This is a genomic window from Bradyrhizobium genosp. A (genome assembly GCF_049949275.1).
Classification (GTDB): domain Bacteria; phylum Pseudomonadota; class Alphaproteobacteria; order Rhizobiales; family Xanthobacteraceae; genus Bradyrhizobium.
The window spans coordinates 3,515,793-3,535,808 of record NZ_CP188196.1 but is presented as its reverse complement, the minus strand read 5'-3'; the positions used below and the strand labels follow the sequence as shown (position 1 = coordinate 3,535,808).

Below are 20,016 nucleotides of genomic sequence, written 5' to 3'. Positions count from 1 at the left end.
CCTACTTTGTCGTGCGGGTCTGCTCGCCGAGCACTTTCGACAAAGCGATCTCGTTGAGGACCGGGGGATGTTGCTTGAGCAATTCGTTGAGATGGGCCTGCCGCAGCAGCCGCGCGCGTTCGGCGCGCAACTGCTGGACGAGTTGGTCGCGCACCTCCGGCAGCGTGCGGGTGTACGACGCCTTGGTGTCGACCAGCTTGAGAATGTGCCAGCCGTCGTCGAGCCGGATCGGCTCGGAGATGGCATTCTTCGCCAGTCCCATCACCTGGGTGCGGATTTCCGGGCGGATTTGGCCCTCCGTCAGCCAGCCGAGGTCGCCACCGTTCCCGGCCTCGCCCTCAGCGGCGACTGCGGCAAAGTCCGCTCCTGGCGCCTTCAGCCTGCGCTGGATGTCGTCAAGACTCTTTCTGGCTTTCTCGTCGGTTGCTTTGTCGGCATCCTTGGGCCCAGCAACGAAGATCTGCGCGAGCTGAAACTGACGCGGCATCAGAAAGGCGCCGCTGTTCGCATCGTAGACCTTTTGTAGGTCTTCCTCGGACGGGAAGCTTGCCGGCGGGTTCGAGACCGTCTGCAGATAGAGCTCGACCACTGCGCTCTCGCGCACGCGCTCGAGTTGCGCCGCGACGGCCGGCTGCTGGTCCCATTTCTTCGCCTGCACCTCCTGGAAAACGAGGCGATTGGCGAGCATTTGACGCACGGTCTGGCTAAGCAGCGACGGGTCACGCGCAAGCGCAACCTGTTCGCGCTGCCCCAGCGCCGCGACATAACCGCGAATATCATCGGCGGACACGTTGATATCCCCGATCCGCGCGATCACATTGTCATTCCCCGAGGACTTGCCGGCGTCCGCTGTGGCCACGGCTCCCTGCGTGGCCGCAGGTGAGGACGGCTGGACGGCCGGCGCTTGCGTCGCGGCCCTTGGCTTGACGGCGGTTTGCGGCGGCCGTGCCGCGGTCTGTGCGAGTGCACCGGCGGAAACGCAGGCGAGCATTGCCGCGACGCCTATCGCCGGGGCCTGCTTCACCCGAAGTATCTTGATCGCGCCACTCATGGGTTTACCTTCTGATCGAGGAATTTGTCGTTGGTGGTCTGCAACTCGTTCTGGATTTCGACACGCCGCAATCCAAGGGCCGGCTCATGGGCAACGATGGTGTCGCCGATGGTCACGTTCTTGTAGCGCTGCGCGAGCTCACGCCCCGCCTTCACCAACAGGGTGTTTTTCGCGGTGCAGCTCTTGGTGCTGGCCTTGTAGGCAGCCGCCTCGCCTTCGAACTTGGCGCGCTCGGCATCCTTGGTACGGGCGACGGTGGCCGCTTCCTCGTACGCCGTCTTCCATTTTTCGAGGGTCTCGTCGCGCTCGGTGAGCCGCTTGTTGAACTCCTCGACCGCTTCGCGATGCTGCTTTTCGACCTGCCGCACTTCTGCCTTGGCCGCATCAATTTGCGCCTTGGCCGCGGCCTTCTCGCGATCGCCCTCGGCGACCTTAGCTTGCAAGGACGCGCGCTGGTCCTCGAGCTGCCGTGCCTGCGCGGTGGCGCTGCGCAGCGCCTCCCGCAGCCGGTCAGTTTCCGTGTCGGCGCGAACAGCACTCGACCACAGCGCTGTCGACAACAGCGCCAACGAAGCCACACAGAGGATATGTCTCTTCATGATCAGAACTTCGCGTTGAGGTCGACTTGCAGGACGTCGACCGCGTAAGGCGAACCGGCGACATTGGTGGCGCTCATCCAGCGCAGGCTTGCCCAGACATTCTCGCTGAGACCGAGATTGCCTCCGAGGAAGTAGCCCTTGAGATTGGTGCCGCCGAGCCCGAAGTCGGAATCGACAAAGGCATCGATGGTCGCGTCCGACTCCAGATACTTGTAGCCGACGTGCACGTTCCAATCCCATAGCTGCTTGATTTCCCGGTCGCCGACCGTGACGCGACCCAGCCATCCCGTGTTGCCGCCGTTGTAGACGCCCGCGACGCCATTAACTGTCGGCCCCTTGTTGTTGACCGCGGTCAGGATCATCTGCTCGCGGTTGAACGCGGTGTTCACGACGTACTCGCCGTCGAGCACGATATGGGCCGGATGAAAGTGGCCGAGGTCGACCTGGCCGCTGACAACGACCGGCCGGAACTGGCTGGCGAGCCCAAAATACTGATACTGGTTGATGCTTCCGAAATTGTTGAATGCGTCCCCGACGATGCTGCGCAGCTCGGTGTAGGTGTTGCCTTTCTGCGCAAACAGCGGGCGATTGAGATCGGTGTCGCAGATGTCGGAAGCGCTTCGCACTGTGCAAGGACTAGAGAGCTGCCCCTGCACGTTGGTGAAGTCGTAATAGGCGACGCCAAAGCGGAAGGCGTATTCCGGGTTGGCCTTGTATCCGAAGCCTGCCTGCCCGCCGAACAGCCACTTGTCCTTGCTCGCGAACTTGGTCGGCAGTCCCGCGTTCGGATCGCCGGGACTTGCTCCGGTGGATCCGAGATTGATGCCGGCGTTGAAGTCGGTGTTGTAGATCGGGAAGGCACCGCCGACGACAAACGGGGTGAAACCTTCGAACACCTCGTGCCTGGCCTGCACCGCGAAGCCATCGAAGCCAAGTTCACGATACCAGACCAGATCGGTCGGCGACCAGAACGGATTGTCGAAGCGGCCGACCGACACCGCGAGGTCGTCCGACGGAGCGTATTTCAGGTAAGCGCGGTCGAGCCACAGGGCGTATTTCGAGAAGTCGCCACCGTTGGCACCGAACGTCTGGTTGGTCGAGACCGGCGAATTATTCTCGCCGGTGGCAATGCGTAGGCCCGTGGTGAACCCGTTGGTCAGGTCGGCGTCGAGGCCAAGACGCGCGCGGAACCGAAACTGGTTCCGATTCTGGGCGGTATCGAAGGTCGGCGCGTAATAGGGATTGGCGCCGCTCTGATCGAACGGAGAGCCGTTGTTGATGGCGCTGAAGTTTGTGGCACCAGCCGGATCGTTCCCGGCGGGAAAGAAGCTGCCCTGATAACGAGCGCGTAGGTCGCCGTAGAGGTGAATGCGTTGCGCCCATTCCGGATAGCTCCCCGGCGAGGCCCAGTTCTCTTTTTGCGCTTTTGCCATCACCTCCTGTTTAATTTCCTCACGTAACTGGCGTTTGACGATCTCAGGCACGTAGGTCACGTGCCGTGTGCCGGGTGGGTTCGCGGCCGCAGAGGCGGCCGTCGCCGCTTTGGCTGCCTCATCCGCCTTGGCCGTGGCGTCCTTCGCCGCCTGCCGCATCACAAACGTCTCGCTCTCGGCCTGCTTGATCAGCATCTCGGCCTCGTCCTCGTTCAATGTGCCGCGCTTGACCAGCAGATTGACCAGGTTGACCGCCATGTTCGGCGAGGTCGGCTTCTCCTTCGAAACCGTCGGGCGTTTGCCGTCCGTTTTCTTGCTGGAGGACACCTCGGCGCTCTGGCCAAAGGCCGGCGCAGCGCCGATGAGCGCGCACAGCGACACCGCGAGCGGCCATGCGCACAGATGCGCCGTTGCATTCGTCTTGAACATCAGTCCCCAGTCCTTCTCGTCACTCATTCGTTGAATTCATTTGCTTCAGCTTGGCCGGCGTGCCGTGACGCGCGTGACCACTGGCATCGGCATGTCCTTCGGCGGAGGCTCACGCAGCGTCAGGCCGCCGAGCACGCTGTCGCGGATCGTGGCGTCGAGTTCGGCATCCCCGGTGGATGACGCTAACTCGACCCGGTTGACGCGGCCCGAGCCGTCGGCCCACAGCCGGATTCTCACTTGCATCACCGCGTTGCGGGTTCTCGTGTTGGAACGTATCGCGGCTTCGATCTGCGCCTGTACAATCGAGGCGTACCAGCCCCACCGGCTGCCGCCCCCTCCGCCGCCGCCATAGGGATTGCCGCCCGGCTTGCCGCCGAGATTGAACAGGTCGCCAGGACCAACAGCCTTGGCGTCGAGCGACAACGGACCAGGTGGCTCGCTGTCCTTGACGGGCTCTTCCTTCGGCTTGTCGACGGGCTTGTCTTCCTTGAACTCCTGCTCCGCCATTTTCGGCTGCTCGATCATCTTCTGCTCGGGCATTTTTTGCGGTGGCGGCGGTGGAGGCGGCGGCGGCAGGACATTGACAATTGTGAGTTCACGCACCTGCCGCGGCGGCGGCATGTCGTCGTGGCTGGTGAGCAGGTAGCCGGCGCCCCCGAACAAACCGAAGATGAGAGCCAGCGCTACGCCGTAGCGCAGTAACGAACCGCGCCCCTGCTCGGCGCGCGCATCGGCCGCGACACCGCGCTTCGCGCGACTGCTATCCCGGACTTCGGCTTCACTACGGGCTGTCATGGCGTCACCTCAAGCGCCGCGTGCCCGACCAATCTCGCGATGACATATTGCAATACGAAGTCGATCAAAGCGTCGAAATCAAACGTTTCGACGATAATCCTGGTATCCGGTGAGGTTTCGATGATGGCGCGATATTCCCGCCGCCCCGGATGAAATTCCACATGCGCAGTGCGGTCAATCCACAATCGCGGTTCCGGGCTGCGCTCAAGAATCAGCAAGGGTGGGTCTCCCGCCAAATCGCGACCAGAAAACACCTTGCGCAGCACTTCCGCGAGCTTCAGCAGCACAGCCTCGCCGCAAATCGGGAAGGGGAGAATAACTCCACCTTCCGCGGACGCTCCTTTAGGAGAATGGAATGGGGCTGAGCGGTTCTCCGGCGTAGCACTGCCTGCGTCTGGATCGAGCTTAGTCGCTGTCACGAGAGCGGGAAGCTCGCTACCGCTGAGCTGATTGCGGGTACCGCCGACCCGGGTCGGCAAGGAGCTACGCAACCAGGCCCACAAGTTCGGGATCTTCGCGCCACTCAATCGCATGTCGACGTTGGGGCTCATTGCCGTATCACTTCACAAGCGGTTTCGTCGCAAGGCCAACCTGGGTCAGCCCGATGCGACCGAGAAGGTCGAGCACATCCATCACGTTCTGGTATTGGGCCGCCGAGTCGCCGCGCAGCACGACCGGGAACTCCGGCGTCAGCGCCTTTTGCTGCACCAGGCGTTGCTCGAGCTCGGGCAGCGTCACCGGAATCGTATCGAGGAAGAGCTTGCCGTCATTGGCAACTGTGATGGCCTTTGTGGTCTGTGTAGCCAGACTCGGCGCTGCCGATGCCTTAGGCAGGTTGACCTTCTGGCCCTGGACGGTTGCCGTGGTCATGATGATGAAGATCACCAGCAAGACGTAGGCAAGATCCAGCATCGGCGTGATATTGATGTCATCATAGGGCTTGGAGTCACTCTGGATCTGCATCGCCGTTACTCCGCAGCCTCACTGTGGTCGACCTGATTCAGCCGGTCGGCGGAATAAAACTCCGCCAGCTTCGTCACGAACTCGTCGACGAAGACCTGGATGTCACTGGTCAGATCCTTGATGCGGGAGATCAGGTAGTTGTAGGCGAACAGCGCCGGGATCGCGACGCCAAGGCCGGCAACGGTTGCGACTAGCGCGGCTGCGATGCCGGGCGCGATCGCATTGACGTTGACATCGCCGCTCGCCGCAATCGCCGCGAACGTGATCATGACGCCAACCACGGTGCCGAGCAGACCGAGGAACGGTCCGCCGGAAATCGCGATCGTCAGCACCACCATCAGGCGGTTGAGCCGCTGCATCTCCTTGACGACACCGGTGTCGAGTGCGGCGCGGATGGCCGCGATCGAAACGGCAGGCAGCACCGGCGCTCGCTTGCCGTTTTGAGTGAAGCGATGGCGGATCTCGCCCGCGCCGATATGATAGATGCGGTAAAGCGACGAGGCACGCATCATTGCGGCGTCATCGGCGCCGAGCCGCCCGCCAAGTGTTGCAGCCTCGTCCTCATCGCCGCGGTCGAGCACCGTGAGATCGGAAGCGACCTCGCGAAAGCTCTTCATGAAGCGGGCATTGGCCCGGGCCTGCTTGTTCAGGAAGGTGACCCGATCGAACGTCACGATCCAGCTTATGACCGCCATGATCATAAGGATGCCGATGACCACCCAGCCGTCGAGCGTGACGGATTTCAGGATCACCGCAAAGTAGCCCGAGAGCCAACTCCCGGTCTCTTCGTCGACGCTGAAGGCCACGAGCTTGGCCTGGTCCGGTCCCTGCCCGGTCGCGGCAAACCTGATGAAGCCGGCGGGGCGCGCGACTTTGGCGATCTGCAACTCATCGATATCGCCGGCGAAACCGGGCATCGCGGCAGCAGCAGCCGGTGCCGATGCGGAAACGTCGGGTGCCAGCGGAGCGCCACCGTCCGCAGTTGGAGCAGCGGGGGCGGGCTGCGCGTCTGCGGACGGCGCTGCCGCTGGAGAGATCGGAGGAACGCCGGAGGCAGGCGTGTCGCCCCCGATCAGGGCAATCGTGTTCAGCGGCGGCACTGTTGCGGCCACCGACGCGTAGAGAGCACCGTCAAGGAACAGTGAGATCTGGCCGTTGCTTGCCACGACGGCCAGATGATGCCAGCCGCCCGGCGTGATCGGCGCGGCTGTGCCGCTGCGCTGGACCGTTCCGGCGCTCGTGACTTCGACGAACGGCGCACCGTTACTGAGGCCGATGACGAGACCATTGGAGGCGACTGCATCGTGTCTGCTGTAGAGTGCAGCGGCGGGTTGCAACGCGGCCGGCTTGATCCACGCCGACCAGGTGAACGCTGCGCCATTGGCCAGCGCCAGCGACGGTGATGCGGGCAGTGTCAGCGGCGTGTTGCCATCAAGACGCAGGCCGGTGCCGATGATCGAACCGTCGGCCGGCTGCGCTACACTTTGCGCGTTGTTAGCCCATACCGATGAATCCAGCGATGGCGTGCCGCGCTCGATGAAGTGATAGACCAACTGCGTGTCGGGATCGTAGGTGCCCTTGGCGTCGTTGGTCGCGACCGCCTTCTTGTTGCCTGAGTACAGCCAGATCTCGGTCTTGGCACCGGGCTGCACATTGGGCACTGCCACCCAAACCAAAGCCTCGCCCAGCAGCGAATCGTATTTCTCGACATGGTGCTTCAGTGGAGTCTTGTCGTCGCCGGCGACGAAGCGCAGGTCGCTGCCGTCGTCCTTGGCCGAGCCGAAGCGGAAATTGCCGACATGTAGCCGGATCAGAACCGGCGTCGTCCCGATCGGATCGGTGATATTGGCGCCGGTGGCGCTGGCGTCGATCGTGACCTTCTTGCGGAGCGACCAATCGTCGTTCCACCAGGCCCTGGCGGGCGCCGGCAACAATGTCAGTGCCGCCGCGATCCCGAACAAGATTCCTGCGGTCGCCCGCCGAACCGGCGATTTGCGCACGCGCGTATCGTCCAAACCCGTCGTCATCAGAACTCACCCCAAATCCGAAAATTCACGCGCGGATCGCGCGCCTGCGTATACGTCTGGCTGATCATCGGCACTGAGAAGGCGATCATGCCGTTGACATAGTTGAACACCTTGAACCGCGAGCCGACGCCATAACTCCAGACATCGAATTGCGACTGCTGCTCCGGCAACGGCCGCAACACATGCGCCTGGCCCGCATCGGTAAACACGAAGAAGCGCCAGTCGTTGAAAGTCGTGAAGCGCGGCGCGCCCTGCCCGGTCTCGTCCTTCATCTGCTTCTGCAGCAGGTCGCCGACGTTGGGGCTGCGCAGCTCTAGATTGCCGACCACGCCCTCATCACCCAATACTTCGGATTCGAGATAGCCGCGCACCGTGTCGAGGCCGCCGATACTGATTTGTTCGCTCGACACCAGCGGTCCGTCGGCAACCTGGCCCTGAACCTTGCCCCAGAGCTGGAGGCCCAGCGGTAATTCCTGGGTATGCGACACATCGAGATTGAGATGCGTGAAGCTCGGCGAGGCCTGATAGCGCTTGGCGTCGAAATCGCCGGGGCTGCTGCTGATCGTGCCCAGATTGGACGTCACCGCCGCGTTGAGCTGCGTACTGAACTTGTCGTCCTGAAAGGTCGCGGTGTAGGTCGCAACCATCGGATAGTACGTCACCGGCGAGGAGAAACCGTCGGTCCCAATCTTCACGGTCTGATCGAAATGCTTGTAGTCAAGCCCGACCGACAGCGTATGAAAGAGGTTCGGCAGTGTCGGCAACGTGATCACCGCGCGGCTGCCGATGATCTCGCCCGGACCGATGATGTTCGTGCCGCCGACGCTGGCGACATTGCTGCTTGATTTCACGGCATAGGCGAGGACATTCAACCAGTCGACATTCGGCACACGCGCAAGGTACGAACCGGAGAACACCTCGGCGTCGGCCCTACGCTCCGGCGCCACCTGATAGCTGAAGCTGAGCGAGTGGCCGAGCTGCCAAAGATTGTCGTAATGGACCGTCGCATTGAGGCGCGTCGCGGACGTGCTGGGCGATTGCCGATTGTTGTATTCGAGACTGCCGTGGATCGGCGCCGTGTCCTCGACATTCAGATCGACGTCAACAGTGCCGGGCGCGACACCCGCGCGCAGCGCCGGGGTCACGCGCCGGTCGGACCATTGATTGAGTGCAACGATATCCTTGGTGACGTCGTTGAAGTTCGGGACCGTCCCCTCCTTCAGCGAAGCCGCCCTGTCCTTGATCTTGTCGAGATCGAAATAGCGCGCGTTCTTGACCCGCAACCTGCCGACCTTCAACTCCGTCACCTGCAGCTTGACGATCTTGCTTTGAACATTCTGCTGCGGAACGGAGACGCTGACGGTCTGATAACCCTTGTCGTGATAGGCTTTTTCGAGTGCCGCACGCGCTTTCTCGACGTCGTCCGAGGTCTTGTTCGGACCGAGAAATGGATAGATCGCCTCATCGAGGTCGATCTCCGGCAGCTTGTCCGCGCCCTGCACCGCAAAGTCGTCAATGTCAAAACGCTGTGTCGGTGCAGACTTTTGCGCGGGCACCGCAGTTGTGGCAGCCGGTGTCGTGGTGGACGGGGTTGCGGTTCCGGCCGCGGTGGATCCAGCGTTCGCCAGCGTTGCGGCGGCATACGCCGAACTGCGCATTGCGGTGTTTCCGGCGAGCGCCAGCGCAATCGCCACCGCTCCGGCAGCCGGACAGGACCTGCGCGCGCGCGTGTTAGATTTCAGTTCACGATGACCCACGATGCCTCTCGCCCGCTACAAACAAGCAAATCCGTTCGGCAACTCTTTCGGCTGCTCACGGAAGTCCCAATTTGATAGACGTAGGAGGCAGATCGATTCGAAAGGCGTCGCGATCTTTTTTCGACAACAGGACTGGATGGAACGGTAGCCAAGGCAACCCGGACCAAATCATCGACGAGCGCAGGACTTCACTTGAAACGGACGTGCTCGTCGCGAGCGACCGGTATAGAACGCAACATCGAGGTTGTTGCGCTATTCGGTATTTCAGCCCAGCAGCGTGAGCCCCGCCGGAAGCTGTGTCACCTTGGCACCGAACAGCTCCTGTGCCTGAACCAGGAAGTTGTCGAGCTGATCGAGGTGGAAGGTCGCGTTCACGACGCGACGGCGCAGATCGGTGCTGGTGATCACGATGCGACCGGGCCGATAGCGATTGATCTCATCGACGACGTCACTCAGAAGCTTGTCATGAAAGACGAGCAGCCCTGATTGCCAGGACGTCGCCTGGACCGGATCGGCTGTGGTGGCCGACCTTAAGCCGATCGATGAGTACGAAATCTGCTGGTTCGACCGGAGCTGCACCGATTGCTGCCCCTGCTCGACGGTGACGGCACCGGAGAGACAGGTGACGGATACCAGATCGTCCACGCAACGGGCGTTGAAGTCCGCCCGCGCCGCGATGACACGACCGGTGCCGATGGTCATCACCAGTGGCTTTGCCGATGGCGCCTTTGCGACCACAGCAGCTTCCCCGGAGATCAGTTCGATCCGAGGCTGCTCGTCGGTCGACCGAACGGCAATGCTGGTGAGCGTATTCAGGGTCAGAGATATGTCGGAGCCGAGCGCGACCTGCCTTTGCTCTCCCTTGACAGTCCGGTAATCAGCCGACATTTCATGCAAGGAGGGCCAAAGTCCGAGCGGCGGACGAACGATCACGTAGCCAGCGGCCGAGGCGGCGATCGCGCCACCAAGGAACGCGCGGCGGGCTATGCGGCGATTGGCCCAGGGGGCCACGCGCGTAGCTTCAGGCGCGGCAGGCCGTGCCGGCGATTGCTCCGCGACGATCTTGAAATCGCGCCACAATTTGACCGCGCAGCGAAATGCCTCTTCGTGCGCTGCGCTCTCGCTGCGCCAGCGCCGCAGCGCCTCAGCGTCGGCAGTGGTCGCTTCGCCGGATTTCAATCGGACGACCCAGTCGATCGCTTCCTGCGTCAACGGTTCAATCTCGGGCAATTGATCAGAAGATTCGGACACGATCCCCTTGCCCTCGTAGCCACTTGCACGAAGCAATGAAAACACCTCGCCGCGAGGGCGTTATTCAATCATTAGACGATTCGGAGGGGTCCGAATCGAAAGGCTGGCTCAAACTTCGAAGATGCCGAGCGCCGAACGTCAACGCTCGATTGACTTCGAGATCAACCGAACGCTGAGTAATGCCAAATCGCTTTGCCAATTCCTGACGCGGGACATTGTCGACAAGGACCGCCTTGAAAATCAGCCGCCGCCGTTCGGGAAGCTCGGCCATCGCACGCTCGAGCGCCCGCAGTTCGGACCGGGCTTCAACCACCCGCGATGCATCAGGCGCGTCGTCCGCCAAATCGAAAAGGCTATCGATCTCGGTGGTCGACAGCCGACGCGCCTCGGCACGGCGACGGTCCGTGGCTATATTGAGTGCAATCCGAAAAAGATAGTCCTGTGGACTTCGAACGGGACCAATCTCTGCGGCGCTTTCGAGCCGTAAATACGTGTCGTGCAGAACTTCATGAGCGGTTTCTGAAGATCCAAGCCGGCGCGCGAGGCGCTTGCCCAGGCTCTCGTAGTTGGCGACGAGCAACTGCCGAAGGGCCGCTCGATCTACCTCCGACACATTGCACTCCCAACGTCACTTGCTCCAAGAAGGCGCGACTCCGAGAGCGAAACCTGCATACGAGGGCCGCACAACAGATTTGTGACAAGACCGCATCAAAGCCGTCGGGGCAGCCGTGCAAAAGGAACTAGGCCTTTGGAGCGGCTGGGAAAACAGGCGGCGCCATCGACGCAAGGACTGGGGCGGCCGAGTGGCGCAATCGTTTGCTACTGTGCGGCAAACGAGACCGGCAGCAGGACGGTCAGCTGGCCCGGCAATTCGACCGGAATGCCCGGGAGAGGCTCCGCACGTCGGAGCGCGTCAACCGCTTCCTTGTCCAAAACGGTTTGGCCCGAGCTCGACCGGATCCAGGCATCCAGAACCTTTCCGTCACGCCCCATCACGAACGCAACTTGGACCGTCCCGCCGAGACGATCATGCCGTGCCGTGCGAGGATAGTGCTCGAAGCGCTCGATATGGCGCATCAAGGTCTGCTGGAAACGTGCCGCGATATCGTTTAGAGGGTTGTTCACCGACTTCGGCGTCGCGCTGACGCTTGGCAGCATCGTCGGCTCGGTCGGAGCCATTGCGATGGCTGCCGGCGATGGCGGCCCATCATCATCCGTCTCCTGCTTGGATTCCTCCGGAGGACGCTCGGACCGGGTGCCGGCATTTCGAGACGTTGACGGGTCCGCCGCCTGCACCGCGATCGGCGTGACGTCGGGCATTTGCAGAAGACGAACCTGAATGCTGCCGGGGGACCCCGGAAGTGGGGGGCCGGCGGGCAGTTGCCTGATCCAATAGACGCCGCCGGCGAGTAGGATCATGACGACGACCGACGGCAGAAGAAATCGCAGGAGGGGATTCGACGCCTCAGCGAACGTTTCGTCATCACCGAATGGGTAGTTCTTGATCGTCATCTGACGGTTACTTTGGTTGCCCCGAACTTGCCGGGCGAAAGCCGAACTATAGCGAGTGGACGGCAACAATGACCCGAATTGGCTGCGCTGCATTTGGCGGCGGAAGGCGGCTCACGACGAATCCCTGCAGCACCCCTGCGATTGCAGTATCTCGTTCCTGATCGCCGGTCGTCTGAGCCAGCTCCGCGTGCCGGATTATGCGCGACGGGTCAATCCAAAGCTTGAGCCGGATTCGATAATTTCCCGACCGGATCTTGGCATTCTTGCGTAGCACCGTTTCCACGTCGTTCTGGACCGCGTCGCCAAACTCCCGCAGTTGGGCTTCCCCGGCGCGTTCGGGCGCATCGTTAACGTGAATCGTTTCCAACGAGAGGTCGAAGTTCGCAACCGCGCGCGCGGGCGGAAGATCACCCTGGCGAGACAAATCTGAGAGGATGACCGCGTTCGGGCGCGTAAAGCGCACCACAAATCCTGCACCCCCCAACAGAGCTCGCAAGGCCGCATCAGGAGGGTACCGCCCCTCGATGCCGGGTGACGTGCGCGCGGCGACGATGCTGCTTTCGTAAAGGACCTCAATCCCGCTCGCCTGGCTGAAAGCCTGAATCGCCCCGCCAAGCGGTTGGCTTGGAATCTTGAAAGCAACTTCGCCTGAAGGCGGCGTCGGACTACCCTGCGTCCATGCCTGCGTATTCGTCAGGACAGTCGCTGCAAGCAAGACAGATACAAGGAAGGGACTGGCGGACAACGTGAAGAAACCTACTCATCGCAGGAAATAAAAGCACCATCTTTGTGACAGTTTGACGAACTTGCCACACAAACTTCAGCTGCCTTTCGTCAACTTTGGGACAATCGGGGCTCGGAGGCATCTCGCAGCTGCCAAGGGCCCGCCGCTTATTCGCGCCTCCGGCTGGGTTCAAATCCTGAACCCCTGACGAAGCCTGACTGCCGACGTCGTCCAGCACCGAGCGCAAGGCTTCATCCGAACGATCAATCTAAGGACTGACGGCAAGTGGCGCGAGCTTATGACATTGCTCGCGCCCCTAGCCCGAGTGGGGACAACACCTGTTCGCCGAACAGGGCGTGACATGGCCACCGCCTGAACCTCGGCGAAGCGCCCAGCAAGACCGCCGTACTGAGGCCCATCGCTGATTGGGATGGCTACACCTGCGAGAGCGAGGTGGGCGCGGCCTCGACCGACGCCGCATCCGCAGACCGCAAGTGGTTGCCCGACGCGAACGGACGTCCGAAGAGACGATGCAGCATGAGATAGCTTGCACCGGCCATGCCCATGCCGGTGAGCCAGGACAGATCCACCCCACCGGTCGCCAGCGCAAGCGGCCCCTGCATGGCCGCGATCGTGCCCATCTGGAACGCCCAGGCCACCACCAGCCCGATCGCGAAGGCGACAAGGCCCGCCCAGTTGACGCCGCCATCGCGATCCGGAGCCGCGTACAGCGTCTCGACATCGATCCGTCCGCGTCGGACCAGATAGAAATCCGTCAGCGTGACGCCCGCCCAGGGGCTGATCCAGACGATCAGGGCCACCATGAAGTTGTCGAAGGCATGCGCGAAGTCGCCAGATTGCATGAATCCATAGAGGATGGCGCAGGCGATCACGCCCGAGATCACCGAGATGATCCAGCGCGGCAACCGCAGATCGAGCGTGAGGCTCGACAACGCCGCCGAGTAGATCACGACAATGTTGGTCGCGATCGGGCCGTGCAGGAGCACGAGCAGCACCGGCAGCGCCATCACGCCGAACGCGGCGATGATCAGTTTCGACGGATCGGATCCCGCGCCGGCGGACGCGATCGCAGCACCCAGGAAGGCGAGCCAAACCGTCGGCAGTAACATGCCGAGGAAGGTCGCGCGAAAAACCTTGCCGGCGCCGAGCGAGGGCGTGGTGAAGCGCGTGTAGTCCGAAGCATAGGTGAGCCACGAAATGCCCCAGCCGATCCCGATCGCGGTCATCAATTGCGTGGCCGCCGCGAAGGCCGCCAGGCCGCCGACCGTCGGTGACTGCCATTTGATATCGACGCGCAGGAACGCGAGCGCGGTCATGACAACCATGATAAAGAGAATCACCGGCATGGTGTAGCGTTCGAAGACCTTGATGGCGTTGAAGCCCCAGGCCGCGATGCTGACCTGCAACACCATGACCAGCACCGCGATCATGTATTTGAATTCGGGACCGCCGCTGAACCCCATCCGCTCGAGCGCGGCCATGCAGAGGTCGAGCACGATCCAGGTGTTGATCGCGACCCATCCCATCGGGATCAGCACTTGCGCTAGCGCCGGCAGGTAGGCGCCGCGGCGGCCGAACGCCAGACGACCCAGCACCATTTGCGGCACGCCGGTGCGGTGCCCCATCAGGCAGAAGGTCGCGAACAGCGCCGCGCCGAACAGGTTGCCGATCACGACCACGGCAAGCACTTGCAGAAGGCTCAGGCCGAGCTGAATGCCGAGCGCGCCGAGCACCCAGTTGATCGGCGCAATGTTTGCACCGGTCCAGATCCAGAATTGGTCGAACGGTGACGAGGTCCGGTGCGCCGCGGGCACCGGCTCAATTCCATGCGCGTCGAAGCCGGTCTCATCGTACGCCGCATTTGGTGTGTGCTTAGCCAACATGTTTCTCCCCTGTCCGGCGCATCGATTTCGGCCGGGATGGGGCATCTCAGCAAGATCAGGCCTCGGGCGTTAATGAGAATTGCTCAAGCGGGGTTGACATGAGGTGGAGAGTGAAGCGCGCCGATCAGGTTCGCGGATAGTCGATCGAGAAAAGCCGGGGTCGTCGCGCCGGATCAGCCGTCATGGTGTCGCAGCGGTTCATTGTTGAGAATTCCTCAACTCACCTGACGAATTCATCAATCACACCCGACACCGCCCTCGGCCATTGTACGCTGACGCATGGATACTCCATCAGTCGAGGTTTTACCGATGACGACACTTCTACACATCGACGCCAGTGCGCGCGGCGACCGTTCGGTCAGCCGGAAGCTTTCAAAGGCCTTTGTCGATCAATGGCTGGCGCATGAACCCGGCACCACCATCATCTCCCGTGACATCGGCCGCGATCCGCCGCCCTTCATCACCGAAGCATGGGTGGCCGCGGCGTTCACCGCGGCCGACGAACGCACGGCGGATCAACATGACGAGCTTGGCCTCTCCGACCAGCTGATTGACGAGCTCGATCGCGCCAATGTCGTCGTCATCGGCGCGCCGATGCACAATTACGGCATGCCGTCGGCTCTGAAATCGTGGTTCGACAAGGTGATCCGCATCGGCAAGACGTTCTCATTCGACATTGCCCGCGGCGATTATCCGCTCAAGCCGATCTTGAGCGGCAAGACCCTGGTGGTGCTGAGTTCGCGGGGCGAGTTTGGCTTCGGGCCCGGCGGGGTGCGGGAGCACATGAACCATCTCGAGACCCACATCTTCACCTGCGCGCATTATCTTGGTGTGCAGGAGAGCCATCTGATCGCCGTCGACTATCAGGAGTTTGGCGACGAACGCCACCGGCAGTCCGTCGCCGACGCCTTTGCCGCGATCCCGGTCCTGGTCCGGCAGTGTCTCGGGATCGACGGTCCTGCTAGGGTGGCTGCCGAATGATCAATCGCGACCGGCACGGGGCAAGAGGATAGTCTCATGATCCGCAATCCCATCCCCTGGCCGAACGGGGCGCGCTGCGCCTGTGCTGTTACGTTCGACGTCGACGCCGACAGCCTGATCCATGTCGCCCGGCCGAACGATTCCTACGACCGGCTCTATCCGATCACGATGGGACGCTATGGCCCGACGGTCGGCGTGCCACGTATGCTCGAAACCTATCGCCGCCTCGGCCTCAAGCAGTCGTTCTTCATGCCGGCCTGGACCATGCAGCGCTATCCCGAAGCGGTGGAGGCTATTCTCAAGGACGGGCACGAGATCGGCCATCACGGCTATATTCATGAGGATCCGACCACGATATCCGGCGCCGAGCAACGCGAGGCGTTCGAACGGGCCCTCGAGGTTCATGTCGCGATGACCGGTCGCAAGCCGCGCGGCTATCGCGCGCCGGTCTACAACGCCAACCAGGCCACCATCGACCTGTTGATCGAGCACGGTTTTGCCTACGACTCGTCGCTGATGGCGGACGACATTCCGTATTTGATGCGCACGGCGCGCGGGTCGCTGTACGAGATGCCGCCGCACTGGGGATCGGACGATTGGCCTCCGTTCGCCCACTACGCGGAGATCGGCTACATGATGCCGGTCAAATCGCCGAGCGATGGCCTGGCTGCATCGTTCGAGGAGTTCGAGGCGCAGTATGAGGCCGGCGGATTCTGGATGGGGATCTGGCATCCGTTCCTGACCGGCCGACTTGCCCGCTGGCGCGTGGTCGAGCGCTGGCTCGAAAAGGTCGTCACTGAGCGCAAGGTGTGGTTCGCGCCGCTCGAAGCGATCGCCGTCCATATCGATGGCCTGGTCGCCTCCGGCAGCTATCAGATCCGGGTGGAGCCGCTGCCCTACTTCACGCAGCCCGTGTCATGAGCGGGACGGAGACTTCGCGAAATGTCGCCGCCTCGTCGCGCAGCCAGTCGACGAATGCGGCGACGGATTTGCGCCTGGAGGCACCGCTTGCCTCCATTAGGCGGAAGGCGAAGCCGGGAAGTGCCGGCCCGTCGATCCGGCGCAACGTTCCCTCGCGCAACTGATCGCCGACCAGCGCATCGCTGCACAACAGCGGCCCAAGGCCCCGTTCAACGGCATGCAGCGCCAGCGGCTCCTCGCTATACCAGGAGATGCGGAAATCCCGGCTTGCATCGTGGGATATGCCCGCAAGCCACGTCGACCATGCCGGCGAATCCAGCACGGCGTTCTTCCAGCGATAGGCCAGCAACGGCCGCGGATGGAAATCATCGATGGCAAGACGTGCGGTGGACGGACAGATCGCGCGCGCCGTGACCGCGATGTAACTGTCCTTGAACAGCACGGAGGCTTCTTGGCTGCGGTCAACCTGTCCGTAACGCACCGCGAGGTCGATCCCCTTGATGCCCGGCGTGACAATGTCCTCGGTCGCGTCGATGTGGACCACGATGGCCGGGAGCGCCGCATTGAAGCGCGCGAGCCGCGGCATTAGCCAGCGTTCGGCAAAGGCCCGCGTGGCCGACACCGTGATCGCGTCGCCGTCGGCCGGCGGGCAGATCGCGGCGAAGGCGCTCGCCATCCGATCGAACCCGTCGCGCAGCAGGGGAAACACCGCCTGCCCTTCCGCCGTCAGCACCACCGCGCGGCCGGAGCGCTCGAACAGTTTGCGCCCGAGCATCGCTTCGAGTTGCCGGACCTGATGGCTGATCGCCGTCACCGTGACGCAGAGTTCGTTGGCGGCGGCGGTGAAGCTCTCGTGGCGCGCGGCGGCTTCGAACGCACGGATGGCGTTGAGGGGCGGCAACTTGCGCATGGTCATCCTCCGCGAGGGCTCACAGGGATCAGGCGATCACGAAATGGACGTCGGTCGGCCTCATGTCGTTCACCGGCACCATGTCCTGCGGGCAGGCCGAGAACACGATGATGAGATCCATCTCGGCGCGCAGCGTGACGTATTGGCCCGCCTCGCTGACCGGCGCCTGGAAGCTCAGCTCGCCGCCACCGGTCACCGGTACATTCATGAACAGATTTAGCGGCGGCGGTGTCACCGCGGCCGACACGCCGACCGTGGCGAGCGCCAACGTCAGGTTCTGCGCGCAGTTGTCGTGATGGCCGACGGCGCCGAGCTGGCGATAGCGATGGATGTCGCAGGCGGCGATCAGCGTGTCATGGATTCCGGGCGTCGTGTCGGCGACGAGGGTGAGCATCGCGCGGCGCCGGTTCGTCGTCAGCGTATCGCCGACCCTCGGAATGAGCCGCAGCATCGCGGCGCGGCTGTGTTCCATCGACATGAATTCGCTTGTGTCGCGGGCATTGAACGCCCAGGTGTCGACCACCTGCTTGCCTTGGGTGTTGACGACGGTCACCGTCTCCCCGGCTTCGAGGCGTGCCGCAACGCCATGCCGGGCCGGAATCAGGCGGGCGCGGGTGAGATCGAGGGGGGTTGCGGCATTCACCGTGAGCTCTCCTTAAGCCGTTTCGGGCATTGGAGCATCGTCGCTCATGTAATTCTAATAATATTAATTGCGTCCATTATAGCTTATTCGTATAGTCGCCCATGCGCCTGAGACAGCTCGAATGCTTTCGCGCCCTGATGCTTCATGGCACCATGACCAGGGCGGCCGAATTGCTCGGCATGTCGCAGCCCGGGATCAGCACGATGATCGCGGGCCTCGAGCACGAAACCGGGCTGACGCTGTTCCTGCGCCGCGGTGGCCGGCTGCAACCGACGCCGGAAGCCAAATTGTTCTATGTGGAGGCTGCGCGTGCGCTCGAAGCCGTCGAGAATGCATCGCGCGTGGCCACCGAGATCCGATCCGGGCGGCGCGGACACCTTGCGATCGCGGCCTATCCGAGCATTTCCATCAGGCTGCTGCCGCACCTGCTGTCGCAGTTCGCCGGGAACCGGTCCGAGTTGCAGATCAAGATCATCACGCGGAATTCCGCGGCGGTCCGGGAATTGATGTCGACGCAGCAGTTCGATCTCGCGGTCGCCGAATTGCCGCTTGATTATCCGACCTCGCACATGGAGGTGTTCTCATACGAATGCCTGTGCATGCTGCCAAAGATGCATCCGCTGGCGAAGCTCAAGCACATCACACCGGACGACCTTGACGGTATCCCGTTCGTCACGTTGTTTCGCGGCGATCCGGTGTACCAGCAGCTCGCGACCGCCTTCTCCGAATATGGCGCGCGCTGGAATGTGGTGGCGGAGACGGAGTTCTTCTCGACCGCGTGCCAGCTGGTCGCAGAAGGCCGCGGCGTCGGCATTGTCGATCCGGTGGTGAGCCGCCCCTTTACCGAAGGCCTGATCACCCGCCCGTTCAAGCCAAAGATCCAGTACCAGATCGCGATCCTGTCCCCCACGCACGAAGCCCTCTCGCAAGTGGCGCAGGACTTCATCGGGCTGTTGCGGGGCGCACTGCGGGGATAGGACGGCGTCCGCGAACAATCCTTCGACCGCGCGCGTCGATTTGAGTCCTGCACAGCGAGAAACTCGGCATGAAAAAGTCCGCCGAAGGGCGGCCGGCATGTCTGCCGGTCGAGAGATTTGGTTGCGGGCACCGGATTTGAACGTACGTAAACTTAGCGAGCCCTAGGAGAAAAATCCGCGAGCATCCTTCGCGCCGATCATCTAGCGAGCGCAATCGTACGAGATCGTGCTCCAGCGTGGAAAAGCGTAGTGTGGTGCCCAGGGGCGGACTGGACACGATCTCAGCAAATCCAAGCAAAAACAATGACTTACCACCAAAGAAGATTAAGCATTTGTACCACTAAAATGTGCTCATGTCGACCGAGCTACCTGCCCATCATCACATCGACGCTTGGAGGCATTTGAATGGTGCAACAACCACCTCGCAAAGCGATTGGCGCGCGCAACTCAGTTCCCGAAGTTGACGATCCTCGGAGTGGAGCCTGCAATCAGGCAGCCCTGCTCGACGCCTGAGGGCCGCTGCACGCGGCGGTCTGGATAGGACCAATAGCTAAAATAGAGCGATCCAGGCGTCGACACCGCAAGGCGTTCGAGCTCCTGAAAGACGCCCGAGTTAATCGCGCCGAGCTGGGGGACAAGATTGATGTCAGTCCGCCCGCCCATCGTGTGGGGTATGGCATGCCCGCGGTGATAGCGCTTACCGCCGACGGTGTTCGTCAGCGGGTGACCCTTCATCCGCGACGCGATGATTGCACGCGGCGAGGCGTCTTTACCTTTGCTGAGCCCCCACGCAGCGATCAGTCGTTCGGTCACTATGTCGAACAGGTAAGAAAACCCCGCGTCTTTTGTTTCGACGGCGTCGTATTCAGGGGTGATGCGTCCGTAGTCGTTGAGCCACGCTTGGACCAAGCGAGGAGCCAACTGGGAAACCACAACCGCTTCGGTCAAAGGTGGCCGTAATCCCTGCAGGATCGCAGAAAGGTTCGAGTAGTTCGGCATTGGACCTCACGCGTCAGATCTGTGCCTATCCTAACCGGCATTCACAGCCGGAGCCCGGCTCAGGCCAAATCTGCGCTAGTTCTGAGTTGCGAACAAGCCTGTATCCGTGTCCGATGTCCCGTCTGCTCCTGACAACCGAC

Annotated in this window: 19 protein-coding genes; 3 read left to right on the top strand and 16 right to left on the bottom strand. The window is 62.3% G+C overall.

The window, feature by feature from the left end; genetic code table 11:
- Window position 1: 1 nt before the first annotated feature.
- The 13 genes from ACP2YP_RS16230 to ACP2YP_RS16170 all read right to left on the bottom strand — a co-directional run bounded on the left by ACP2YP_RS16230 (window position 2) and on the right by ACP2YP_RS16170 (window position 14,445).
- Window positions 2-1,051 carry a peptidylprolyl isomerase gene (locus tag ACP2YP_RS16230; RefSeq protein ID WP_426425306.1) on the bottom strand — a complete coding sequence of 350 codons (1,050 nt, stop codon included), beginning with the start codon at window positions 1,049-1,051 and terminating at the stop codon, window positions 2-4.
- The gene (locus ACP2YP_RS16225) at window positions 1,048-1,650 is read right to left on the bottom strand and encodes a hypothetical protein (protein ID WP_426425305.1); all 603 of its coding nucleotides are present in this window, start codon (window positions 1,648-1,650) and stop codon (window positions 1,048-1,050) included. The genes ACP2YP_RS16230 and ACP2YP_RS16225 overlap by 4 nt, the downstream gene beginning before the upstream one ends.
- Before the next feature lie 2 nt (window positions 1,651-1,652).
- Window positions 1,653-3,512, bottom strand: coding sequence for a putative porin (locus tag ACP2YP_RS16220; RefSeq protein ID WP_426426168.1), 1,860 nt, complete (start codon window positions 3,510-3,512; stop codon window positions 1,653-1,655).
- Between the two features lie 45 nt (window positions 3,513-3,557).
- Window positions 3,558-4,307 carry a TonB C-terminal domain-containing protein gene (locus ACP2YP_RS16215; RefSeq protein WP_426425303.1) on the bottom strand — a complete coding sequence of 250 codons (750 nt, stop codon included), beginning with the start codon at window positions 4,305-4,307 and terminating at the stop codon, window positions 3,558-3,560.
- Window positions 4,304-4,858 (bottom strand): hypothetical protein, encoded by a 555-nt coding sequence (locus ACP2YP_RS16210; RefSeq protein WP_426425301.1) that lies wholly within the window; start codon window positions 4,856-4,858, stop codon window positions 4,304-4,306. The genes ACP2YP_RS16215 and ACP2YP_RS16210 overlap by 4 nt, the downstream gene beginning before the upstream one ends.
- Before the next feature lie 7 nt (window positions 4,859-4,865).
- On the bottom strand, window positions 4,866-5,270 hold the full coding sequence (locus ACP2YP_RS16205) for an ExbD/TolR family protein (RefSeq protein ID WP_426425299.1): 405 nt from the start codon (window positions 5,268-5,270) through the stop codon (window positions 4,866-4,868).
- A 5-nt stretch (window positions 5,271-5,275) separates the two neighbouring features.
- Entirely contained in the window at window positions 5,276-7,297 is a 2,022-nt protein-coding gene (locus ACP2YP_RS16200) for a DUF2341 domain-containing protein (RefSeq protein ID WP_426425298.1), read from the bottom strand.
- Window positions 7,297-8,955 (bottom strand): ShlB/FhaC/HecB family hemolysin secretion/activation protein, encoded by a 1,659-nt coding sequence (locus ACP2YP_RS16195; protein WP_426425297.1) that lies wholly within the window; start codon window positions 8,953-8,955, stop codon window positions 7,297-7,299. The genes ACP2YP_RS16200 and ACP2YP_RS16195 overlap by 1 nt, the downstream gene beginning before the upstream one ends.
- A 363-nt stretch (window positions 8,956-9,318) precedes the next feature.
- Complete coding sequence (locus ACP2YP_RS16190; RefSeq protein ID WP_426425295.1) at window positions 9,319-10,305, bottom strand: FecR family protein; 987 nt, start codon at window positions 10,303-10,305, stop codon at window positions 9,319-9,321.
- A gap of 64 nt (window positions 10,306-10,369) precedes the next feature.
- Complete coding sequence (locus tag ACP2YP_RS16185) at window positions 10,370-10,918, bottom strand: RNA polymerase sigma factor (RefSeq protein WP_426425293.1); 549 nt, start codon at window positions 10,916-10,918, stop codon at window positions 10,370-10,372.
- A gap of 206 nt (window positions 10,919-11,124) precedes the next feature.
- Window positions 11,125-11,817, bottom strand: a complete 693-nt coding sequence (locus ACP2YP_RS16180) for an energy transducer TonB (RefSeq protein ID WP_426425291.1) — start codon at window positions 11,815-11,817, stop codon at window positions 11,125-11,127.
- 46 nt (window positions 11,818-11,863) lie between these two features.
- Complete coding sequence (locus tag ACP2YP_RS16175; protein WP_426425289.1) at window positions 11,864-12,532, bottom strand: STN domain-containing protein; 669 nt, start codon at window positions 12,530-12,532, stop codon at window positions 11,864-11,866.
- Window positions 12,533-12,975: 443 nt separating this feature from the next.
- Window positions 12,976-14,445 (bottom strand): purine-cytosine permease family protein, encoded by a 1,470-nt coding sequence (locus ACP2YP_RS16170; protein WP_426425288.1) that lies wholly within the window; start codon window positions 14,443-14,445, stop codon window positions 12,976-12,978.
- 309 nt (window positions 14,446-14,754) lie between these two features.
- Here ACP2YP_RS16170 and ACP2YP_RS16165 point away from each other — a divergent pair, with 309 nt between their 5' ends.
- Both ACP2YP_RS16165 and ACP2YP_RS16160 read left to right on the top strand, forming a co-directional pair.
- On the top strand, window positions 14,755-15,426 hold the full coding sequence (locus tag ACP2YP_RS16165) for an FMN-dependent NADH-azoreductase (RefSeq protein ID WP_426425286.1): 672 nt from the start codon (window positions 14,755-14,757) through the stop codon (window positions 15,424-15,426).
- A 36-nt stretch (window positions 15,427-15,462) separates the two neighbouring features.
- Window positions 15,463-16,347: a polysaccharide deacetylase family protein gene (locus ACP2YP_RS16160; protein WP_426425285.1), complete on the top strand. Its 885-nt coding sequence runs from the start codon at window positions 15,463-15,465 to the stop codon at window positions 16,345-16,347.
- Here the strand turns inward: ACP2YP_RS16160 and ACP2YP_RS16155 are convergent.
- On the bottom strand, window positions 16,328-17,257 hold the full coding sequence (locus ACP2YP_RS16155) for a LysR family transcriptional regulator (protein ID WP_426425284.1): 930 nt from the start codon (window positions 17,255-17,257) through the stop codon (window positions 16,328-16,330). The genes ACP2YP_RS16160 and ACP2YP_RS16155 overlap by 20 nt on opposite strands.
- Before the next feature lie 28 nt (window positions 17,258-17,285).
- On the bottom strand, window positions 17,286-17,900 hold the full coding sequence (locus tag ACP2YP_RS16150; RefSeq protein ID WP_426425283.1) for a DUF1989 domain-containing protein: 615 nt from the start codon (window positions 17,898-17,900) through the stop codon (window positions 17,286-17,288).
- A gap of 101 nt (window positions 17,901-18,001) precedes the next feature.
- On the opposite strand from ACP2YP_RS16150, the gene ACP2YP_RS16145 reads away from it, so the two are divergent.
- The gene (locus ACP2YP_RS16145; RefSeq protein WP_426425281.1) at window positions 18,002-18,877 is read left to right on the top strand and encodes a LysR substrate-binding domain-containing protein; all 876 of its coding nucleotides are present in this window, start codon (window positions 18,002-18,004) and stop codon (window positions 18,875-18,877) included.
- 447 nt (window positions 18,878-19,324) lie between these two features.
- Here the strand turns inward: ACP2YP_RS16145 and ACP2YP_RS16140 are convergent, their stop codons facing one another.
- Window positions 19,325-19,876: a hypothetical protein gene (locus tag ACP2YP_RS16140; RefSeq protein ID WP_426425280.1), complete on the bottom strand. Its 552-nt coding sequence runs from the start codon at window positions 19,874-19,876 to the stop codon at window positions 19,325-19,327.
- Window positions 19,877-20,016: the final 140 nt, after the last annotated feature.

Bases quoted from the DNA above. Each gene is read 5' to 3' on its own strand.
- ACP2YP_RS16165 (WP_426425286.1), top strand. From the start codon at position 14,755: ATGACGACACTTCTACACATCGACGCCAGTGCGCGCGGCGACCGTTCG.
- ACP2YP_RS16155 (WP_426425284.1), bottom strand. From the start codon at position 17,257: ATGCGCAAGTTGCCGCCCCTCAACGCCATCCGTGCGTTCGAAGCCGCC.
- ACP2YP_RS16195 (WP_426425297.1), bottom strand. From the start codon at position 8,955: ATGCGCAGTTCGGCGTATGCCGCCGCAACGCTGGCGAACGCTGGATCC.
- ACP2YP_RS16180 (WP_426425291.1), bottom strand. From the start codon at position 11,817: ATGACGATCAAGAACTACCCATTCGGTGATGACGAAACGTTCGCTGAG.
- ACP2YP_RS16200 (WP_426425298.1), bottom strand. From the start codon at position 7,297: ATGACGACGGGTTTGGACGATACGCGCGTGCGCAAATCGCCGGTTCGG.
- ACP2YP_RS16215 (WP_426425303.1), bottom strand. From the start codon at position 4,307: ATGACAGCCCGTAGTGAAGCCGAAGTCCGGGATAGCAGTCGCGCGAAG.
- ACP2YP_RS16225 (WP_426425305.1), bottom strand. From the start codon at position 1,650: ATGAAGAGACATATCCTCTGTGTGGCTTCGTTGGCGCTGTTGTCGACA.
- ACP2YP_RS16170 (WP_426425288.1), bottom strand. From the start codon at position 14,445: ATGTTGGCTAAGCACACACCAAATGCGGCGTACGATGAGACCGGCTTC.
- ACP2YP_RS16145 (WP_426425281.1), top strand. From the start codon at position 18,002: ATGCGCCTGAGACAGCTCGAATGCTTTCGCGCCCTGATGCTTCATGGC.
- ACP2YP_RS16160 (WP_426425285.1), top strand. From the start codon at position 15,463: ATGATCCGCAATCCCATCCCCTGGCCGAACGGGGCGCGCTGCGCCTGT.
- ACP2YP_RS16140 (WP_426425280.1), bottom strand. From the start codon at position 19,876: ATGCCGAACTACTCGAACCTTTCTGCGATCCTGCAGGGATTACGGCCA.
- ACP2YP_RS16210 (WP_426425301.1), bottom strand. From the start codon at position 4,858: ATGAGCCCCAACGTCGACATGCGATTGAGTGGCGCGAAGATCCCGAAC.
- ACP2YP_RS16230 (WP_426425306.1), bottom strand. From the start codon at position 1,051: ATGAGTGGCGCGATCAAGATACTTCGGGTGAAGCAGGCCCCGGCGATA.
- ACP2YP_RS16220 (WP_426426168.1), bottom strand. From the start codon at position 3,512: ATGTTCAAGACGAATGCAACGGCGCATCTGTGCGCATGGCCGCTCGCG.
- ACP2YP_RS16205 (WP_426425299.1), bottom strand. From the start codon at position 5,270: ATGCAGATCCAGAGTGACTCCAAGCCCTATGATGACATCAATATCACG.